Source organism: Anabaena catenula FACHB-362, assembly GCF_014698735.1.
Lineage (GTDB): Bacteria > Cyanobacteriota > Cyanobacteriia > Cyanobacteriales > Nostocaceae > Anabaena > Anabaena variabilis_A.
The window spans coordinates 14,484-36,420 of the sequence record NZ_JACJTQ010000011.1 but is presented as its reverse complement, the minus strand read 5'-3'; the positions used below and the strand labels follow the sequence as shown (position 1 = coordinate 36,420).

Genomic DNA, 21,937 nt, shown 5'->3' with positions numbered 1-21,937 from the left:
TATGTCCTATATTAACAATCTTTTGGAATACAAAAACAATCTTAAATCCCAGCATACCCTGGGCATCATGCTGCTGATGGCCGTAACTATTTTTTGGGGTACAACCTTTCCTCTTGTTAAACAAACAATCGTTAGCCTTTCTCCCGGAACGCTGATCGCCATTCGTTGTGCCTTAGCAGCACTAGCTTTTGCTGTGCATTTGCGTGACTTGAATATGCGATCGCTCCGCGATGGGACAAATTTGGGACTGCTGCTGTTTGCCTCTTTAGCAACCCAGGGAATCGCGCTTGAGACTATCTCTGCTAACCGATCAGCATTCATAGCGAGCATGAATCTCATCCTAGTCCCATTGACAGAATAATTACTAATTCGTAATTCGTAATTCGTAATTCGTAATTAAAGGTTACAGAGCAACTAACTTTAGTTATGGAGATGCAAAAATTGGCGTTGCGGAATCCATGTATGAAAATGATTTTTGATGATTTCCAAATACTTGTATAAGCTTTAAATTTTGCGTCTCAATACCCGGATTTATACTTCCAATCAGCAACGCCGTAATCAGTTGATGTTCTAACTACCTTGGCGATTGCTATAAAACCTAAAAACTTTTTGGGTTTTTAGGCTTTAATGTCTTTTAAATCGGGGCTGAAAGTAGTTATATCATGTCTGCCTAATCACTTGCGATATAAATTGTTTGTGCAGATGTTTGTGCAGAAATTCAAAAATTCTCTTTCCCCTTGCCCCCCTGCTGCCTTAATGATAAGTATTCAACTGGACATGATATTAAAGGGGTTTAGTGACGCTTTGCGATCGCATCTACCACACTTTCAAAAATGAGCAGAGAGTTTTCCACCATTGTATTCAGGGTATCGAGCAGGGGATTAATTTCGCAGATTTCCCAACAACATACCCATAGACATCTCCAGAAATGAAATATGCGTACGTTGCTTTTAGGGCAGGGAGCAGGGGAAAAAGTCGTTTTGATTCTGTGAATTTGGGTAATTTATTTTTTGGCGTTTTCTAAAAGAAAAATTTGATTTGTAAAACTTCCATGCAATCCATAGGGAATATGGTGTTTAAGGTGTAGTTTTGCAATTACACCTTTTTGAAAATCTTGAGCATCTAAAATCACCACATCTGAACGATGATATTCTGCATCATAAACTAAAGCTATTACCCAACCATCATCTTCTTGTTGAGCATTTGGACGAGGTACAAAAATCGGTTCACCTACAAAACCGCGAGGTGCAAAACTCCACATTTGTTGTTGTTGTGACTCTAAATCAAGCTTTAAAATCCCTTGTAAAGGTGCATTTCCAGTTTCTGCATGAGCCGCACCACAGTATAAATAACGATATTGTCTGCCGACATTATTTGGGTGGATAGTGGGAAACTCACAACAACGGCTATCTATTAACTGAGGTTCTACTTTATTGTCTTGTAGGTTGAGATGAAAACGCCAAAGTTTTCCCGGTGAATTAGCATCAAAATCTGTTTGCCGATAATCGCTTTCAGGTTCAACTTCTGTTAAAGATTCGTAACAGATGGAATCAATGATAATTTTATTTTCCACTTCAAAAGCATTGACATGGTGGAAAATAAAACCAGCTTGAGTTTCGAGGATTTTTACACCTTTTGCTTCTGCTTCCGGGGTACGGGGAATAACTATAATCCGAGTTGGTTTATTTTTTAGTAACTTAATACATTGTCCTGCACTTGATATTCCTAAAGCAAAAGGTATGGGATTGAAATTAACAGGATTTTGAAAAAAGATGCAGTAATTAGGAGTAATGACAAAATCATGAATGAAGCAGAAACCCGGAACACTATAAGTTTTTTTTCTGATGATTTTACCGTCTGGGTTTAATTCAAAAATGGTGATTGTCGTAGTTAATCCTGGCTTGATAGCAAAATTGACTAAGCAAGGTGCGCCGTTATCTTGGGTGCAACTGGGGTCAATTCGAGGATGAGCGCTAAAGGCTTCACCTGTAGATAAAACCCCATTAAAATATTCGTTTCCTAATGTTTCTAAAGTTTGGGGATTAAGTCGATAAGGTTCTGCTGCTTCCCACAACGCTAAAAGTTTATCACCCCAGTAAAGAACATTAGTATTGGCAATATGTTTAATTTTAAAATCGAAGATATTAGCTAACCAACCTCCGGATTTTTGTGTACCAAAAACACCACGATAAAGGATTTTACCTGCTTTCTTTTCTTCTAAATAGCCAGTAGTTTGAACAAACCGGTTGCGAAAATGGGCGCGGCCATTAGTAAAAGTAATCCGGCTAATCATGCCATCACCATCAAAAGGATGATGTAGGCGTTGTCCGTTAATGTCTAATAAACCTGGTCCATTTCTAAATAATGTTCCTTGTAATTCTGGAGGAATTTCTCCTTCTATATCCTCAATCCAATAATCAAGTTCTTCGGTGAGAGATTCATATCCTCCTTGCCAATCTTCACGAGTATAGGATTTTGGTAAAGGTTGAGTTTCTTGAGTTGGTAATGTCTGCATATGTTTTTGATTTGATAGATGCAATAAAGCTTGTTTGCGTGGACATCAATTATTAACTGAAGTTGCTGGCAATGTTGCCATTTCAGATTCCTCTTGTTCAACGGGTAGCCAGTTGAGGAATGGAAGAGGTAACAAAGCACTGAGATTAGTAATTATTACTAACAACCATAGGGCATCAAAGTTAGTATCAGTGATTCCTAAGCATTGCATAGATAATGCTCCAAGCTCTTTGGAAATAGCGCCTCCTAAATTAAAGATGGACATTAAGAGTGCAAATAATGTGGCTTCGATTCCCAAGGGACAGATTCTAGCGGCTAAAACCATCACGGGCATAAATGCAATTTGTCCCATGACTGCGAGAATTAAGCTATCACCTAAACTGAACCATTTGTCATCTATTCCTAATGTTCTATTTGTGTGAGTTACTAACAGGAGCATTGTCATTCTTAATATTGCGGAAATGAGGATACTCCAACCACAAATTACACGAAAGGGAACACTTTTAAGAAAACGTTGAAAGATCCAAATGCCAATTAATGAGGCTAAACTTGTAACGAGATTAACTCTGCCTAAAAATTCTGGTTTAAAGTGCAGTTCATTGGTGAAGAAGAAGAAAAAAGCTGAGTCTCCACTGGGTGTAGATTGCCAAAGAAATATAAATGCTGTGGGTAGCCAAATTCCTTTTTGGGTAAAGGCTTGGCGCACTTGAATGATTTGATTTTTGACGTTGAGAAAGTTGGTGTGATGATTTTCTGACTCAACTTTGCTGATTGGTGTTTCTGCAATTAACCACGCTGCCGCTGAAATAATGAGGGGGAATCCAGCGGTAAATAAAAATACGGTGCGGGTAGTGAAGTGTTCTAACAGTAAGCCACTAAAGTAGGCTGTTATTAAACCCCCAAGGGCAGTAGCACCCCAGCACAGGGATTGGAGAGAACCGGCTTTAGCTTGGGTTTCTAGTCTAGCTCGTTCGACAATGAGGGAGTCAACTATGACATCACTGAAGGCGGCAGAAAGGGAACTCAGAGCGATCGCTATTGTTGCCCCTAAGCTAGTATGAACTACAGTACTCAAACTCACCCAAGCCGCAGTGCCCAATATTCCTGATGACACCAAATACGGACGGCGGCGGTAGCCAAAGATGGGCAACCCATCGGAAATAAAGCCAAATACGGGCTTAATCATCCACGGTAGGGCGACTATTCCCAACAGCGCTGATACCTCAACTGGACTCAGATGCAATTCATCTTTGAGGAAGAAACTGACGGCTAGACGCGCTAACCCTAAGATGCCTTGAACAAAGTAGACTGCAAGAATGGCAATTAACTCCGGCTTAGGTTCGTTACCGAAGAGAATGGATTTGGTTACTGAGTCTTTGACTTTTGACAAGCCAGAGGAGTCAATCAGCATTTGATAAATATTTTTTAAGTTTTATCTACTTTTCTATCATAACGAGATACGGATGAGGTTATCAGCTATCTTGGTAACAAACTTTTTTGGATTGCTCAAAGCATAGCGCCAGCATCACCTACATGACACTTGCGCTAAATCTCGGCTGATTGTGTTTTGACCGGTAAATATAGCAGATTGCAGATCAAGGAGGTACAGAATCAAAATTGAAACCTAGACAGCAAGACAGTTTTACTCCTGACTCCTGACTCCTGACTCCTGCTATAAATTCAGGACGATGCTAGGTCAACAGTCTGCTGGGTAAGCACTCCGGTTGTATTACGGGTTTCTGAATTAGACAAACGATTAATGCTTAACAGTGGAACTTCTTGTCGGCATGATAGGCAAAACCAATATAGTTCGCCAGAACGAACATGACGCAAAATGGAACCACCGCAGCAGGGGCAGATATTAGCTCTCTTATTCATACCAATTTCCTCTTCAAAAAAATTATTGTCGAAATCAGGCAAAAAAATTTTGATTAAACCCCAATGAATCAGTTGCTTCCAGCATCAACTACTCGGCGAGAGCAATGTACAGCAGAATATGGCTTACGCCACGCTACGCTATCAGAAGTCAGGAGTAAAACCCCATTGATACATGATTTTTGGTAAAAATTTTGTACCTCCTCCAACCTGCAATCTGCTGTAAATGACATATAATCTCTTTTCTAAAAAGATGTTTTAAGAGTATCCTTATTAACATCAAAACCCTGAAGACTTAGCCCCTAACCCCTTTCCGGCAAGGAAAAGAGAACAGAAAATAGTAATCTCAAAGCTTCTCGGCTTGTGGGGGAGAGGAAAGACAGCGGGAAGCCGCTGAGTGCTACGCGAACAGGTCTATGGAGAGTTTTTTTTGCTAAACTTGATGACTTTTTCAAACATCCTCTAATAAAAAGGATCATAAAAATGCTAATTATTGCAGTTATTAAGTAATAGCTAAAAACCAACAGCACTCTTAAACTATAACCGAGTATTTCGGATTTTCATCTACCTTGGGGATCATAATCAATTAAAATATAATGTAGTCTAGCTGACAAATTTAGCGATTTTGTAGCTGGGCATACTAAATTACAAATTAAAGCAATTATTTATCGCCTGTTTTTGACGGATAAAGAAACGGAGTGTAACAATTATCAAGGGTTTTTGGTTACAAGGAATTTACATTTTTTATAATTCTTAATCTTAGTAGCTCGACACAATTAAACCTCACTATGTAAAGAAAGATGAATGAGCGTTAAATCCTCTTCTCTACTTTCGCCTACCTGATCCCAAACATAAATATTCAAACCCACTTACTTAATTGTCACACTGGTAACTAATGAAAATCGCTACTTGGAATGTGAATTCGATTCGTATACGCTTAGAACAGGTGATTGATTGGTTAAATCAAAATCCTGTTGATGTCTTATGTTTGCAAGAAACGAAAGTTATAGATAAAGACTTTCCGATTTTAGCTTTTGAAAAAATAGGCTATTACCCTTATATTTACGGGCAGAAATCTTATAACGGCGTTGCTATCATTAGCCGTCAACCTTTAGAAGATGTGAGTATGGGTTTCACAGCAATTCTACCAGAGATAGAACCAGAATGGGAGGAGCAAAAGCGGGTGATAACCGGCGTGATTGATGGAGTTCGCATTATCAATCTTTATGTTCCCAACGGTTCATCTGTGGGAAGTGATAAATATGAATACAAGCTGGGTTGGTTAAAAATCCTGCGGGAATATTTGCAGGTGTTGTTGTTGTCAAATCCTGCTATTTCTATGTGTGGTGATTTTAATATCGCTTTGGAAGATATAGATATTCACGACAAAGTAAAGATAGAAAATCACATTATGGCATCTGAACCAGAACGCCAAGCTTTACGAGATATTCTTTCTCTGGGTTTTGCGGATGCTTTTCGGAAGTTTAACAGCGAAAAAGGACATTATAGTTGGTGGGATTATCGTACTGCTGCTTTCAAGCGTAATTTAGGCTGGCGGATTGATCATCATTATCTCACATCGGTTTTGTGCGATCGCGCTCAAAGTTGCATTATTGATGTTGCACCAAGGAAATTAGAACAGCCTAGCGATCATACACCAGTGATTGTGGAGTTTTAGAACAAACCCGTCCGGAACTCAAGTTCCGGTCTAAAAGCTAAAGTGCGTTAAAACGCACTCTGGTTAACTCAAAATCAAAAATTATCCTATTGATGCCAAAATAGTCGGTTTTAACCGACTTTAGCTTTTAGACAGGGAATTTATTCCCTGGCTTTAAGGAACATCGATTTACATTAAGTAGCTAAAACATTCGGGATTATTTACGATGATGAAACCTATGTACTTGGGCTACCTGTAAAAAATTTCGCTGGGTTAGAAGCTATTGAATGGTTCAATTCATTGTTTGAGCGATGTGATCCGTATACAATGCAAAGGTTAACTAATGCACAACCGCAACCTCGACCCAAAATGTAGAACTTATTACGATTCCCACTCACTGACTAACTCGCTGGCTTCACCAGGATAAAAGCAATCATCTAATATTTCTATCGAACTATAAGGACAATCAGAAGGAAAAGTGCGACTAGGTAAATCTGTTTCCCTAACAGCTAATTCCACACCTTTCAAATAAGCTTTACCAAGCGCCTCTTCCAAATAGGATTTCAAGCTAGGATTTTCTTCCAGTAATTCAATAGTATCTAAGCGTTGAATGCGAAGGGTTGCTAACCAATTACGACTGCGGTGTTGTGGTTGAAATTGCCATTTTAGTAAATGTCCCATTAAAATGCTTAACCGATTTTGCAGTTCTTGGCGTTGCTGTTTTCCCAAAGATTCAACTTCCTCAATCAAATTTTGCAAGTCAATTTGACTCCATTGATGGTTACGGAGTAAAGAAACTTGTTCTTGTGTCCAAGCATAAAAGTCATTTGTGTAAAGACTAGATATAGGTATTGTGATCTTTGGGTTTGTTTCTGGTATCTGCATCAGTTTTGTTTAACCCCAACGTTTTCATTCTAGATCCTCATCTTCATCCTGTTAATCCTTAAATCCTGGAAATCCTGATTCTGACAAAATAGTGATTAAACTTAACTAGAGGAATAGCCCATACTCAAATCCAAAAGCTATGATTCTAGTCACTGGAGCAACCGTCGGAATTGGTCGCCGCGTCGTGCGACTCTTACGCCAACAACAGCAGCCTGTGCGTTCGTTTGTCCGCTTGACTTCCCATTACAGCGAGTTAGAACACCGGGGTTCTGACATCTTCATTGGTGATTTGCGACGACAACAGGACATTGAGAAAGCTTGTCGAGGAGCAAAATATATTATCAGCGCTCATGGTTCCGGGAATGATGCTCTATCTTTAGATTATCGCGCTAATATTGAACTCATTGATCAGGCTAAAGTCCAGGGTGTTGAACATTTTGTCTTTATATCCGTTTTAGGTGCTGACAGAGGATATGAAGATGCTCCCGTGTTCAAAGCCAAACGAGCCGTAGAGAGATATCTGCAAAGTAGTGGCTTAGATTACACTATTTTACGCCCTGCTGGATTAGCATCAAACTTGCTACCACTGGCGGAATGGTTTCGAGAAACGGGTTTGTATCTACTTATCGGTGATCCTAAAAACCGCACATCTATTGTTAGCACCGATGATTTAGCCAGGATAGTTGTAGATTCTTTGACCGTTGCAGATGCTTGTAACCAAATTTTACCTGTAGGAGGTGCGGAAATTTTATTGCGAGAGGATATTCCCAGAATTTTTAGTCGCATCTTTAACAAAGAACCGATAGTCATAAACGTTCCTCTGTTTGCTGTTGATAGCTTCCGGAGTGCATTAGGTTTATTTAACTCCTCAGCACAAACAAGTTTAGGAACTTTTCGCACTTTATTAGCTAATGAATTTTTCTGTACATTAGAAGAAACCGCCAATTTAGAAAGGATATTTAACTTTCGATTGGAAACATTAGAAAACTTTTTGCGCCGTTATTTAGAAATTTAGAAAATAGTCATTAGTCATTGGTCATTAGCAATTAAACAAATGACTAATCACTAATGACTGATAACAAAGGACAAAAATTATGAAATTTTCTCTAGCTGCAAATGCTGTTCAAGCACGTCAAACAAAAGAGAGATTTGCAAAACCAGAAGAACAATTATCTTATGAATTGGGTAAAGCTGTACAGGAATTACCTCCACTTTATACAAGATTATTAGCGGGAACAATTAGCATTGTTATATTTGGGGCAATTTCCTGGGCGCATTTTTCAGAAATTGATGAAGTAGCGACAGCACCAGGAGAATTAATTGCTTCCACTCAAGTCAGACCGGTGACATCTTTAGGTAATGGCTCTATTTTAGCAGTGAAAGTGAAAGAAGGCGATCGCGTCACCAAAGATCAAGTTTTAATTGAACGTGATCCTAATTTACAACAAACTGATGTGAACCGACTGGCTAAAGCTAGTAAATTAATTGAGGAAGATTTACAACGATTAGAAGCAGAACGTACTGGGGGAAAGATTGGGGGGACAAAATTGCAAGATGAATTATTAAATTCCCGTTTGTTAGACTACAACGCCAAACAAGCCGCAGCGGAAGCAGAAGCACAACGCCAACTTTCAATTATTAATCAAGCCAAAGTCCGTTTGACTCGGTTACAAGAAAATTTAGCAAACGCCAAAACCAGTGTTATTAATGCTCAAACTAACTTAGTTAATGCCAAAAGTATCCGTGTTAAAGTTGAAAATAGTTTAAGCATTGCTCAACAAAGAGAAAAAAATCTCCGCACTCTATTAAATCCTGGTGCAGTTCCTAGAGTTGATTATCTAGACGCGCAAGAAAGATTAAATCGTGCCAATACAGATATTATTAAAAGTTCAGATGAAGTCACTAATACTCAAAATAGGTTAACAGAAGCACAAGACAAAGTTACCTCTTTAGAAAAAGATATATCTGCTCAAATTCAAGAAATTAAACAAGTTGAACAGACCTATCAAGCTGCACGTAATCAAGGTTTACGTTTAACATCCGAACGCCAAAGTGAAATTCTTACCCAAATCAACAAGCGTAAAGAAGAATTAACCAATGTTGCCGGTCAATTAGAACAAGCGAAAAAGCAAAAAGACGGAGAAACAATTAAAGCACCTGTAGCGGGGACAATTTACAAAATTAAAGCTACTAAAGGACCAGTTCAATCTGGTGAAGAATTATTATCAATTGTCCCAGAAGGGGAAGAAATGCTTTTAGAAGTAAAAGTCCTTAACCGAGATATTGGTTTTATTCGTCAGGGGATGAAAGCAAAGGTGAAATTAGCAACTTTCCCTTTTCAAGAATTTGGAGTTGTTGATGGTGAAGTTATGCAAATCAGTCCCAATGCAATTGTCGATAAAGAATTGGGATTAATTTTTCCAACGCAAATTAAGTTAAGCAAACACTCAATTAATCTCCGAGGTCAAGAGGTAGAATTTACTCCGGGTATGGCTGCAAATGCAGAAATTGTGACTAGGAAGAAGTCGGTTTTGACGTTTATTGTTGAGCCAATTACCCGCAGGTTTAGTGAAGCATTTTCTGTGAGGTAATTAGAGTATAGATGATTTTAGTTACCTGGGCTAGGGAATAAATTACTGGTAAACGGTAATGGTATATAAGTAGTGATTTTAGAGTCTGTAAGCTTTGATATCTCGTTCTAATTTCACTACATATTTATCATTAACAGAAAATTTTCTTTTGCCTAGAGTAATGGAAAAGAGTTATCATATTGGGCTATTGTAAATGTACTTGATAAGTTTAATAACTTCATCTCCAGTAAGGAAACCCTGCATTGTTTAAGCGATCGCCTTTAACCCATCCTATTTTTTTAAAATCTTCCCACAGCCATTGATATACTCGTTCAGTTACAGGGTTAGTCCCTAGCCATGTAAATCGATGAAATGGAGTTTCTTTAAGTCCTTGAGGAAATAGAGCAGTTTGCGAAAATGAAGAGGGTAGAGAACTCTCATTTTCAATTAATTTAAAATCTACATAACTTTTTTGATTTTTAGATAAAGATTCCCAATGCCAACTCATACTAATTGAATCAGCAGAATTTTTAGGTGGAACAATATAACCAACAAGTCGAGCAGGTAAAATTGATGCTAACTTTAATTTTGGAACAAATTTGATAAATAAAGAATTAACTAATTGCTCATAACTTTCAATTGATTGCTGAAAAATTTCTGTTGTATAATTTAATAAGATTTCATCAGAAATATTAGAGCGACTTTTATATACTTGAATAGAAGGAGAAAAAATTAAATGAGTTTGACCTTTATCACTACAAGCTTCTATCTCAATTCTTAACTGGTTTAAATAGTGTTTATTCATTGAGGAAAACTGGTTTTGATTAACTTTAGATAAGCAGTTTTCAATCTCGTCTAAAGCAATTGGATCATAATATTCATTTCGGTATGGGTAGGAGTTTATTAGATGTTTCCGAGTTAAATAAATAGCTGCGTGCCAACTAGCTTCAAGAGAAAGATATCCTGATGAAACAGGAAGCGAACGTTCTTGTAACAATTTTGATAATTTCTCAATAATATAATCAAAAGTATACTGCCAAGCGGTAGATACATTGGGTTTAATCAAGGATGATCGAGATTGAAAATGACTCCAACCTAATTCAAAAAGTGCATTTATATCTGAAAAATCACAAGTATAATTATAGTCAACAATTTTGGTAGCTTCTGAAGGTAATTCAACAATATTTTCTTGAATATTATCTCCAAAATACCAACCTGTTACAAGGGAAAATCGATTTGGATTATTTATTAATATTTGTTCAGAGAGAATAGCACCAGAATTAGGTAGCTTATTGATCAGATTATCTATGAAACTGCTGCTATTTTTTTCAACCAAAGCAACACCTAAAACTGGTAAATTACCATCTACTCTTAGAGGCATTAATAATTTGGCTAATTTATCTAGTCCATTACACCAAGATTGACTGGCTATATAAACTTGCTTTCCCCATTCTAATGCTGATAATGGTGAAGTTGGAGGAAAGTTCCAATTTAATAATCCTTTTTGTAAAATCTCGGTAATACAGATAGTATTTTTAGTTGCAATATACCCAATTTTTAAAGCTACTGCTTCCATTAAATTAGTCTGTGTTAATTCAACTAATTTACTTTGAAAAAACTCTCTAATTAATTCATGGAGTTTATAAGTCTCTTTTCCTTCACGTTGCAGTAAATGTAGATATACTAGAAATTCATCTCTAGCTTCTTCTAAATTTTCTGGATCTTGCTCAGGAAAACACTGCTCTATCAACTGCCAATAAATAGGTACTAAATCAAATATACACAAAAATAAACTTAACTCCTTGGCTGTAGAATTTAATTCTTGCCAACTCAAATCAAAAGCAGCCGCGACTCCCAATTCATACCTCATATCTGAAGTTAAATTTTCTGATTTTTGTAATGCTTGTTGCTTCAGACCTTTTGCTTCTAAACGTTGTAACATTTCTGCCAGGGATAAATATGGTTTGCGTTCCAGGTAGCGTCCTACTAACTCCAAGCCTAATGGTAAGCAACCTAAAAATTGACAGATTTTTTTAGCAATACTGTATTCATTTTGTATTCTTTCTTTAGTAATAAATGACTCTAATAAAATAAGGGCTGTATCTAGTTCTAATACTTTTAACTCTATCCTTTGATTAGATTGCAATAATTGTAATTGTGTAGTTATCAACACTCGGAAATGAGGATTTACTGAAGGAAGATAAGATTTAATATGTCCATAGTTATTAACATCATCTAATACAATTAAAACATTCCCCTCGTGCCAATTTTGCCAACACCAACTTACTTGATTATCTAAACCTTTAATATGTTCAGGAATCTTTAAACCTAAATTGTTTTGAGCAAAATTAACAATTTGTTCACCGATATTCTCATCTCTTGCTCGTAACCAACAAACACCACCGGGATATGTTCCTTGTTCCCAATAATGTGAGGCATATTGCAAGGCTAATTCGGTTTTACCTACACCACCCATACCAGCAATAGCGGTAATTGCAACTCGTTCTTTTTGTTGTAATTTTTCGTGCAAGTCTGTCAGTGCTGTTTCTCGTCCCACAAATTTAATTACACTACTGCGGGGAAGATTTTGGGGAGTAATTGACTTTTTAAACGGATTTTCACTATACCTATCACCATCCCCAGTTTGATAGAAATAATATGTTGGTAATTGTGTTGTTACTTGTTGTTTATTTAAACTTGCAAATTGCTGTTTAACTTTATCAGCTACACTCAGCATATCGGGAGGCCAAATATCTGGCGGTTCTTGTCCTAAAGCTTCCCTGACGGCTTGGGAAAAATACCCTGTTTTTTCTGGGGAATTAACTATAGCTTTTTCTCCCTCTCTTGTAGCTAGTAAAATAAATTGCTTAATATCGGGTTTCCGGTCTCCTCTTGGAAAGGTCTTACCTCCAATATCAATTAATTCATTTCTTTGAGACTCTCGAATGTAATTAGCACAAGCATCAATAATATAGATATGTTGTTGGATTTTAGACCTTGAATTTAGAAAATCCTGTAAGGATTTAAAATCTATATTTCGCCAATTATCATTTACAGCATCAGCACATAATAATCTGCGAGTTCTTTCAAAATCAATTAAACCATGTCCTGCCCAAAAAATGTAAATTAAATCGCCTTCTTTTGGTAATAAAAATTCTGTAATGAGTTTATCAATATTAGCCTCAGTAGGATGATTATTTTGTGCGTTTAAGGTAGAAAATAAATGCTTATTTTCTTCTAAATAAGATAAACACAAACAAATATTATCCCTTGGTACACCGCACTGAATTAACCAAGTATAAAATTTCAGCGCGTCAATGGCTGGTCCCCCACCGTTCTTAACATTAAAATCTGGATTTTGATACTTCTCTATGCCAACAACTAGAGCATAAGTCCGCTCTGGTTTAGCGGTAAAATTCATCATGGTAGTCTGGGAATTATCGCTTTCCAAGTGGAGGTATTTGTCCAATATGCGCCATGTGCTTGGGGAAATGGTTGTTTATTATCTACCAGTACATCTTGCACTTGATTCGGGAAAACATTAGCACCAGTATAACTGAGAAAATCCCGTAAATCATAAATATTCAGCCACTGTGGGAAATGTGCGGGTAAAGGTTGACCAAATTCTAAACTGGGTAAAGCGTTAATTTCATATAAAAACGGCGCTTGAGAACCAACTGTAATTAATAATTCCACCTGCGGTAATTTCTCTTTCACCAGCAAGTCAACACAAGCGATACCACCTAAACTGTGACAGATTAAAACTACTGGTGGTTCAGCCTTGGCTATTGTTTCCCGAATAAAAGCGCGAATTTTTTCACCCCTGGCTTGATATAGCAAAATATCTCCAGGCATAGGCGATACTGAATTGGTAATTGCACCACGTCGGCGTTTTACCCAATTAGTACCAATTGGTTGTGCAAGTTGGGCAATTTTTTGTAATGTCCAATTCCCTAACCCTAATTCTGGTTCTGTTAAAGTCAGAGTCAGGCTTTCAACTAACTTATCCCGCAAATCTGCATCAGTAAGTATTAGCGGATACTTGTCTTCTTCCTGACTGTCAAATATTGCCTGAGCAATTATCGCTCTTGATATCGCTAAACACAAATCATAAAGGGAATCTGCTGCTGTTAGCAAAGCGAGGTTGTAGGATTCACTCTGAGTAACTTTTGCTAAAGCTACGACAAATTCCTCACTAATTCCCGCTGCTGCTAGTTGTGTTTGTAGTTCTGGCGTGGGATTGTAGCTTGTTAAAACTGATTGTATGCGATCGCTCGGTTGTTCACCAAAAGGATTTACACTTCCTTCTACTGGCTTGAGTGACAACACCCGCAACTCATACAAAGGGTCACGATACAATTGTTGCCAAAGGATAATTTCTGCGTTTTCTTCTTCATCACCTAACGCCAGTGTGGCATCATACAAAGGAATAGATGCACCTTGAGCATTTAACTTTATCCCTAAAGTGTCACCCCATAAACAAGGAAGCACTGTTAAATCAGAACGTTGGCTAAGTAGCTTTTGCTCAATTAACTTCAACGTTTCGTTATATTCCGCTTTTCTTACCCCAGTGCCGTGAATAAATATTATAGATGTCATTAGTAAATTTACACTTTTGCCGACAAATTACCCTCTATGTCATTATCGGCAAGAATGCTATTTTTGTCCAATTTGTTTATATATAAAAAACTAACAACTATTTTCAGATAAACTAACCAAATATAGCGTTTCCTAATCACATGAGGTACATCATAGTCCCCTCATCGCTTGCGGGGAGGGGGTTGGGGGTGGGGTTTTTGTACATCACTCAATCGAGAACCAAATAAAATAAATTAAACCCTCTATAGAGACATTTCAGCTAACGTCTCTACAGCATGGTTTCAATAGATGAAAACTTGTTTACTATACTATTTTTTCCATATCACTCTCACCATTCTCAGCAATAGTGTATTTAACCCCAGTGCTGTCATAATAACGCAATTCCCATTGATCATTATTCTCACCGTAATAACTGAAATTTGCTATCTTTTGCGTTCCCGTACCAGCATCACGAAACCGTAATTCTAAACTCTTTTCACCAACAGAAAGAACAACCTGCGGTAATTGGATAGTTGATTGCCCTTGTGAACCGAAGGGAAATAGTGAGCCTATATTTGGTAGTAGTGAACCTATCATATCTAGACGAAAAGGTAATAAGTCAATAGGAAATGGAAACGGCAGAGAAGGAGATGGATTTGAAGGCTGACTAGGCTCTGGAGTTGGTGTAGTATTGTTTGCCGTACTCGTGATAATTTCCCGTACTTGACTATCACTTAAGCTGCGGTTAGCGCTGAGTATAAGAGCCACTACCCCAGCAACATGAGGGGCTGCCATAGAAGTGCCATCATAAGTAGTATATTGATTATTTGGGACTGTAGAGTAAATATCTTTACCTGGAGCAGTAACGTATTTAATTTCTTGAGAACCAGAACGGTTAGAGAAGTCAGTGAAGTTATTATTTCTGTCTACTGCACCCACAGCAATTCCTGAATTGTAGGCATAGCGGGCAGGATAAGATGGTGTAGAGTCGCCATTATTTCCTGCGGCCATAACAACAATTACACCTTTGCTGCTGGCATATTCAATAGCTGATTTAAGGTCGTCATTAGAAGAATTACCTCCTAAACTCAGGTTAATTACATTAGCCCCATTATTGACAGCATAATAGATACCATTAGCAATATTTGAATAAGAACCTGAGCCATTTTTATCTAAAACTTTGACTGGCATAATTTTGGAATTATAGGCAATACCAGTCACACCAATACCGTTATTTTCCCCAGCAATAGTACCAGAAACATGAGTTCCATGACCATTATCATCTAAAACATTATTGCTGCTACTATCAAAGCTCCAACCTTGAAAATCATCAATATAGCCGTTGCCATCATCATCTATACCATTACCAGCAACTTCTTTATTATTTGTCCAAATATTGTTTTTTAAATCTTCATGGTTGTAGTCAACTCCAGTATCTAAAATCGCAACAATAATACCCTGTCCTGTGTGTCCATGTTCCCAAGCTGCTGGAGCATTTACCAAATCTGCACCCCAATTATTTCCACCCAAATCAGGAGCGTCTGCATAAGGACTTTCACCAGCGGCTCCACTTACTGCTTTGCCGGCATCTACTAAGCCATAGCCATTATTGGAATTATAGCTATTAGTTGTGGCAATAGTTTCTGTTGTTTCCTCTTTCGGCAAACTGCTACGATTACCCCAACTTAAGCTATTGTCAGCCGGCGTATTAAAGGTATCAATTGGGGAAATAGGAGTAAAATTGAATTCCTTTTTGGAGGAAAAATTATTAGTAATATCAAATGTCATGATAATTTTAACCTCACAAATAGTAGTCTTTTTGTAACAGCCTGATATTTTCAAACCTTTGTCTAGCAAAAGCTGGAAACTGCGAGTTATTAGTGTTTATCTGAAGTTACTATGAATTGACTAATATAAAAAGCTAATTTGATTACGAATTCAGTAAATTTAAAACAAGCAATCATGACAATTGCTAAGTCATGATTTAATAACTTAATTAAGAGCTTTATATAATAAAACAAAACTCAAATTTAGTAGTTCAAAAAATGTAAGTGAGTAGCATGGTAAAAATAAAGGTAAATAGATCCAAGAATAGGAATTAGGCTAAAACACTCTTCCCTCCTGCCTTAAACAGTAGAATACACCCAAATTAGCAACAGTGATAACTATAAATTAACTAGATTGTCGCCAACTAGCTGGGGGTTCGATATAATCAGGGAGACGAGTCGTGTAATCGCCCAATGTCATGATTATCTGTTCTGATTCTAAGTTTTTTGCACCAGTCAAAATCGCCCCAGTGAGATTAACATCACAAAGTTGAGCGCCAGATAAATTAGCACCCATCAAATTCGCCCAAGACAAGTCAGCTTGATCAAGAATAGCCCCACAAAGATTAGCTCCCATGAGATTAGCTTGTTGCAAATCTGCTTCTGTCAAACTAGCTTGACTGAGATTAGCAAAATAGATATCTGTTTCTTGTAATTTAGCAGAATTTAAATTTGCACCTTGCAGATTTGCACCATTAAGATTTGCACCTTGCAAATTAGCCGCAATTAAACCAGCTAAATGTAAATTAGTTTTCCCTAACTTTGCACCTTGCAAGTTAGCCAAAAACAACTTAGCACTAGAAAGGTTTGCAGCTTTCAAGTTTGCTTGTTGTAAATTAGCTTTATATAAGTTTGCAGCTTGTAAATTAGCTGAACGCAAACTTGCACCAAACAAATTAGCTGAAAGTAGGTTGACTGCATATAAGTTAGCCAAATTGAGGTTGGAACGGCTCAAATTCGCTCCTCGCAAACTAGCTTTAAATAAGTTAGCTTCATAGAGAATCGACCCTATAAGTTTAGCTCCATCCAATTCTGCTTCACTTAAATCTACTTCCCGTAAATTGGCTCCAGATAAATCAGAACCTCGCAAATCTACCCGTTGCAATTTTGCACCAGCTAAGTTTACCCGCCTGATATTAGTATTACTTAAATCCAGCTTTTGATTTTCTCGGTCTTGCTGAAAATTTCGTCTACCAATAACAGTTAAAGCCGCTTGAATATCGGTGCGAAGTTTGAAAGTTTCTGATGGAATATAAGAATCTACTGATTGTTGACGACGTACTCTATCTCGATGTTGACCTAAATCAATAGCCATGAAATCTTCTGGTTTTTGTTGTTTTCTCTCTACTTGTATGGGTGCATTTTCGCGGACAAAAGCAGTGAGAATTTCCATAATTGTCCAATGTTCTTGAGGGAAATCCTGAGCAATTCTTTCTAATGCATAAATTGCACCAGTCCGCGTTTCAACTTTGTCATGTCCTAACTGGGCAATTCCGCCAATAAAGCGTTCAGTAATTAATCTTTCTTGGGTGAGTTTGGTATTTTCAATGCCAATTTCTAGGGTTTTTTCCGCTGTAATGGCACTTTTTTGCATTGTTTGATTCCGCTTGGCTGCGTAATAAGCATTAAGCATGACAGCTAAACCAAGAAAAACTATTGCAGTTGTAGTTAATGCTTGATTTCTATCAGCTATTCGCTGCGGAAGTGATAACTTATCAATATTAGTAGATGCGAAGACAATCAGTATCAAGGACATAGCAACGATAACTATGATGGTGATAAACCAATTCAAAGTTGCGTCTGTCTTTTTAGCAGACATACCAGAAAGATGCTTCACAATAATGAGTTATTACTGAGATGATTGAAAAAAACAGTATAGCATTTAGCTTCAAAGTTGGATATGTAATATCGTGTTTGCTTGAATACTTATAATTAGGGAACCGCGCAGTGACAGGGGTACACGGAGAGTTTTTTGATCAGCAATTAACCGGACTTGATGTCAGAATAGGAATTAATTAACTCAGGATTAACTTTGGTACTAATTCGTGATAGTGAAAATAACTATACTCTGTAAAAAATTTTCTCAGCGTCTGAATAGTTACAATATCTTTCTATATAGAGATTCTTGCTGAGGTTGTGAACACCTTGTCGGTAGGGTTAGAAGGGGTAATTAACTGATAACGCTGATGCTACAGATACAGATAAATCACCAAACCACTTCTTAACCCAAAATCTGCTATCAAATAGGTGTTCATAATTCCTGACGGATAATTATATATCTACTCCTATATAGGAGTAGATGTCAATAGCTGGAAAGCAAAAATTTTAATTGTAAGATGCTAATGGCAAAATTTTAACAACCTGGTATATATTATTTCTTAAAAATTAAACTTAGCTTCTCTCAGGTTTGCACCATTAAGAATGGTATCATTCAAAATTGCATTTTGTAAACTAGCTAAATACAAATTAGCTCGATGCAAGTTAGCACCAGAGAGATTCGCACCGTTGAGATTTGCTGCACTGAGAATTGCCTCAGACAGATTGGCTAAATTGAGGTTTGCACCAGAAAGATTTGCTGCACTGAGGATTGCCCCTTCTAAATTTGCACCAGCAAGATTTGCATTCGATAAATTAGCTTGATAAAGGTTAGTTTTTCCTAGGTTTGCACCTGACAAATTTACCCCCCTCAAGTTTGCATAACTTAAGTCAATCTGCTCATTTTCTGGGTCTTTTGTGATATCTCTCCTCCCTATCACGGTAATAGCTGCTTGAATCACTTGCTCGATGTTTGTAGAAGAATTAATCATCTGTTCTTCTGGGGCAATAATGGGAGCTTGATTTCTTACAAAATGAGTCAGCATATCCATAATTATCCAGTGGTATTGCGGTTGGATTTTGGCGAGACGCTCTAAATCATTAATTGCAGATAGACTGGTTTCAATGGAATTATTCTCAAGTCTTGGTATGACATTCATTAAATACTGTTGATATGAGTTATTTTGTTGAGTATGTTTTAATCGTTCTTGAATTTCCAGCATCCACAGGATGATTTTTTTGAATGAGGCATTTTGAATTAATCCACTGAAATCGAGTAGCTTGGATGTGAAAAATAATACTTTCAAATTCATATTGATTATTAGCTCATAAAAATGGCCTCTAACCTCAACAACCTGTCCCTAACAATTGCCGAAGAGTAGAAATCTCCTAAGAGTAGAGGGAAAAGGAAAACATGAGTTTTAGCTAGAAAGGAACAAGAAACAGGAGAATCACAAAGCTTTACTCTTGTATAAAAGAGGTTTAGAGACAGGTAAAGAGTAATTTTTGTAACTTTCTAAACATTCTCTGATATCAAATATAATTGATGAACATAGAGAAAAATATGTTTAGCACATCTTGATCAGTTTTTGGTTGTGATCACTATTGCTTAGTATTCACTGACAATAGAGAACAATCATGATAAAATTTATTTATATTTAATTCCTAATCAAATTTACTTAAATCTGCAAATGCAGCCAAATTACCAGCCAACACTGAAAAGCCTAGTGCTGATTGGTGGCGGTCATAGTCATGCTATTATCTTGAGACTTTTAGGTAAAAAACCTCTGCCCGGAGTAAGTTTGACCTTAATTACTCCAGATCAATATACACCCTACTCTGGGATGTTACCAGGACATATTGCCGGATTTTACAATTATGCTGAATGTCATATTTTTTTACAGAATTTATGCAAATTTGCTCACGCAGAATTGTATCTTGATGAAGTAATTGGGCTGGATTTCAAAAATCACCAAGTGCTTTGTGTTAACCGACCTGCCGTAGATTTTGATATCCTGTCTATTGATATTGGCAGCACTCCCGCAAAATTATCTGTATCAGGTGCAGCAGAATATACAATTGCTGCTAAACCAGTGGCGCAACTTTTAGAACATTGGTATAAACTACAAAACACAGTTGTTAAAAATCCCCAAAAACAGCTAAGTATTGGGATTGTGGGTGGTGGTGCTGGTGGTGTGGAATTGGCATTATCAATGCAAGCAGGTTTACAGAGATTGGAAATTAAAAATCTGGAATTGCATTTATTCCAACGGAGTGGGAAATTAATGCCAAATCATCATTTATCAGTGCGACGAATTATGGAGGTAATTTTAATTAACAAAAATGTGAAATTGCATTTAAGTGAAACTGTGTGTCAAGTTGCACCAAGAGACGACAAGTTAGAAATTAAATGTGAATCGGGGTTAATAGTTGACTGTGATCAAGTCTTTTGGGTAACACAAGCATCAGCACCAGATTGGGTGAAAAATTCGGGTATTGGTACTGATGAACAAGGTTTTATTTTAGTTGATGATAATTTGCAATCTGTTACTCATTCCCATATTTTTGCAGCGGGTGATATTGCGACAATGAGAAATTATCACTTACCGAAAGCTGGTGTGTTTGCGGTGCGTCAAGGTAAACCGTTGTATGATAATTTGCGAAGGATGATTTTGGGTAAATCACTCAAACCCTATAAACCACAAAAAGAATATTTAAGTTTAATTAGTACAGGTGATGGACGCGCATTAGCCACGAGAGGGAATTTCACCTTACCACCCCATCAGCTATTGTGGCACTGGAAAGACTGTATTGATCGCCGTTTTATGGCACAATTTAGCAACCTAGTAGAAAAAAATGATAATTGCTGATTGCTGCCTCACTAGCATAATCCATAAAAATATCAAATCTACTTGGAAGCGTTACCTTTGCATGATGAAATAAAAATAATTCCCTAAGTAGATAACACTTAAACAATGAAAAGACCTGCTGCGCTGACAACTACATTCTTGGCTACTTGTACCCTGCTGCTGACAGCTTGCGGTGGTGGTGACACTAGAAATAATTCCATAACTAATACCCCTGGTACTGCGACAAGCAACAATACAACAAGCACTACATCTGGTGCTATCCCCATTGGTATCGCTTTTGCCCAAACTAGTAATGTTGCCTTACTTGGTCAAGAAGGACTTGCAGGTGTAAAAATCGCCCAAAAGTATTTTAATGATCAAGGTGGCGTTAATGGTACACCCATTAAATTAGTAATACAAGATACAGGTGGTGATGAAGCAGGAGCAATTAATGCTTTTCAAACTTTAATCAACAAAGATAAAGTCGTGGGTATTGTTGGACCAACTTTATCACAACAGGCTTTTAGTGCTGATCCCGTTGCTGACCGTGCTAAAGTTCCAGTAGTTGCAGGCTCGAATACTGCTAAAGGTATTCCTGAACTTGGTGACTATATTTCCCGTGTATCTGCACCCATTGCTACCGTTGCACCTAATGCAGTAAAAGCCGCATTCAAGCAAAATCCTAATATTAAAAAAGTTGCGATTTTTTACGCGCAAAATGATGCATTCAATAAATCAGAAACAGAAATTTTTCAAAAGACCGTTAAGGATACTGGACTAGAAATAGTTACAGTTCAAAAATTCCAAACTACTGACACTGATTTTCAAAACCAAGCAACTAATGCTATTAATTTAAAACCAGATTTAGTGATTATTTCTGGATTGACTGCTGATGGTGGAAACTTAGTTCGTCAATTACGAGAACTAGGTTATAAAGGTTTAATTATTGGTGGAAATGGTTTAAATACTTCAAACATATTACCTGTTTGTAAGGCTCTTTGTGATGGAGTAATTATTGCTCAAGCATACAGTCCAGAACATGATAATGACATTAACAAAATCTTTCGTAAAACTTATTTAGAACAATACAAGAAAGAACCACCTCAACTTAGCGCCCAAGCTTTTACGGCGTTACAGGTTTATGTGGAAGCACTCAAGGCTTTAGATAATAAAACTAAAGTTAATAAATTACAACTGCCACAGTTAAGAAATGAACTTAATAAACAAATCCTAGCCGGAAAATATGATACACCTTTGGGAGAAATTTCTTTCACGCCAATTGGTGAAGTCGTACAGAAAGATTTTTATGTTGCTCAAATCAAAATGGATAAAGATGGCAACAATGGTAAATTCACATTCATTAAATAA

16 protein-coding genes are annotated in these 21,937 nt (G+C 37.2%); 7 read left to right on the top strand and 9 right to left on the bottom strand.

Annotated features, from left to right (window positions below):
* Nucleotide 1: 1 nt before the first annotated feature.
* On the top strand, nucleotides 2-361 hold the full coding sequence (locus tag H6G68_RS09615; RefSeq protein WP_190906435.1) for an EamA family transporter: 360 nt from the start codon (nucleotides 2-4) through the stop codon (nucleotides 359-361).
* A gap of 642 nt (nucleotides 362-1,003) precedes the next feature.
* Here the strand turns inward: H6G68_RS09615 and H6G68_RS09610 are convergent.
* From H6G68_RS09610 to H6G68_RS09600, 3 genes are all read right to left on the bottom strand, one after another.
* Nucleotides 1,004-2,515: a carotenoid oxygenase family protein gene (locus H6G68_RS09610; protein ID WP_190906434.1), complete on the bottom strand. Its 1,512-nt coding sequence runs from the start codon at nucleotides 2,513-2,515 to the stop codon at nucleotides 1,004-1,006.
* Between the two features lie 45 nt (nucleotides 2,516-2,560).
* Complete coding sequence (locus H6G68_RS09605) at nucleotides 2,561-3,925, bottom strand: folate/biopterin family MFS transporter (protein ID WP_190906433.1); 1,365 nt, start codon at nucleotides 3,923-3,925, stop codon at nucleotides 2,561-2,563.
* A 269-nt stretch (nucleotides 3,926-4,194) separates the two neighbouring features.
* Complete coding sequence (locus tag H6G68_RS09600; protein WP_190906432.1) at nucleotides 4,195-4,392, bottom strand: hypothetical protein; 198 nt, start codon at nucleotides 4,390-4,392, stop codon at nucleotides 4,195-4,197.
* A 63-nt stretch (nucleotides 4,393-4,455) separates the two neighbouring features.
* Between H6G68_RS09600 and H6G68_RS27585 the strand changes: the two genes are divergently transcribed.
* Together H6G68_RS27585 and xth are read left to right on the top strand one after the other, a co-directional pair.
* Nucleotides 4,456-4,578: a hypothetical protein gene (locus H6G68_RS27585; RefSeq protein WP_277925462.1), complete on the top strand. Its 123-nt coding sequence runs from the start codon at nucleotides 4,456-4,458 to the stop codon at nucleotides 4,576-4,578.
* Between the two features lie 706 nt (nucleotides 4,579-5,284).
* Nucleotides 5,285-6,067 carry an exodeoxyribonuclease III gene (gene xth, locus H6G68_RS09595; protein WP_190906431.1) on the top strand — a complete coding sequence of 261 codons (783 nt, stop codon included), beginning with the start codon at nucleotides 5,285-5,287 and terminating at the stop codon, nucleotides 6,065-6,067.
* A gap of 360 nt (nucleotides 6,068-6,427) precedes the next feature.
* Here xth and H6G68_RS09590 read toward each other — a convergent pair whose 3' ends face one another.
* A complete protein-coding gene (locus tag H6G68_RS09590) occupies nucleotides 6,428-6,931 on the bottom strand; it encodes a DUF29 domain-containing protein (protein ID WP_190906430.1) in 504 nt (167 codons plus the stop codon).
* 139 nt (nucleotides 6,932-7,070) lie between these two features.
* Here H6G68_RS09590 and H6G68_RS09585 point away from each other — a divergent pair, with 139 nt between their 5' ends.
* Entirely contained in the window at nucleotides 7,071-7,946 is an 876-nt protein-coding gene (locus H6G68_RS09585; RefSeq protein WP_190906429.1) for an SDR family oxidoreductase, read from the top strand.
* A gap of 79 nt (nucleotides 7,947-8,025) precedes the next feature.
* Entirely contained in the window at nucleotides 8,026-9,522 is a 1,497-nt protein-coding gene (locus H6G68_RS09580; RefSeq protein WP_190906428.1) for a beta-barrel domain-containing protein, read from the top strand.
* A gap of 217 nt (nucleotides 9,523-9,739) precedes the next feature.
* Here H6G68_RS09580 and H6G68_RS09575 read toward each other — a convergent pair whose 3' ends face one another.
* The 5 genes from H6G68_RS09575 to H6G68_RS09555 form a co-directional block, all read right to left on the bottom strand.
* A complete protein-coding gene (locus tag H6G68_RS09575; protein WP_242045207.1) occupies nucleotides 9,740-12,925 on the bottom strand; it encodes an NB-ARC domain-containing protein in 3,186 nt (1,061 codons plus the stop codon).
* Complete coding sequence (locus H6G68_RS09570) at nucleotides 12,922-14,100, bottom strand: lipase family protein (protein ID WP_190906427.1); 1,179 nt, start codon at nucleotides 14,098-14,100, stop codon at nucleotides 12,922-12,924. Before H6G68_RS09570 ends, H6G68_RS09575 begins: the two co-directional genes overlap by 4 nt.
* Nucleotides 14,101-14,403: 303 nt before the next feature.
* Nucleotides 14,404-15,867, bottom strand: coding sequence for a S8 family peptidase (locus H6G68_RS09565; RefSeq protein WP_190906426.1), 1,464 nt, complete (start codon nucleotides 15,865-15,867; stop codon nucleotides 14,404-14,406).
* A gap of 384 nt (nucleotides 15,868-16,251) precedes the next feature.
* Nucleotides 16,252-17,724, bottom strand: coding sequence for a pentapeptide repeat-containing protein (locus H6G68_RS09560; protein WP_190906501.1), 1,473 nt, complete (start codon nucleotides 17,722-17,724; stop codon nucleotides 16,252-16,254).
* Nucleotides 17,725-18,283: 559 nt separating this feature from the next.
* Nucleotides 18,284-19,033 carry a pentapeptide repeat-containing protein gene (locus H6G68_RS09555; protein WP_242045206.1) on the bottom strand — a complete coding sequence of 250 codons (750 nt, stop codon included), beginning with the start codon at nucleotides 19,031-19,033 and terminating at the stop codon, nucleotides 18,284-18,286.
* A 378-nt stretch (nucleotides 19,034-19,411) separates the two neighbouring features.
* Here H6G68_RS09555 and H6G68_RS09550 point away from each other — a divergent pair, with 378 nt between their 5' ends.
* Nucleotides 19,412-20,590 carry an FAD-dependent oxidoreductase gene (locus H6G68_RS09550; protein ID WP_190906425.1) on the top strand — a complete coding sequence of 393 codons (1,179 nt, stop codon included), beginning with the start codon at nucleotides 19,412-19,414 and terminating at the stop codon, nucleotides 20,588-20,590.
* Nucleotides 20,591-20,695: 105 nt separating this feature from the next.
* A complete protein-coding gene (locus tag H6G68_RS09545) occupies nucleotides 20,696-21,937 on the top strand; it encodes an ABC transporter substrate-binding protein (protein WP_190906424.1) in 1,242 nt (413 codons plus the stop codon).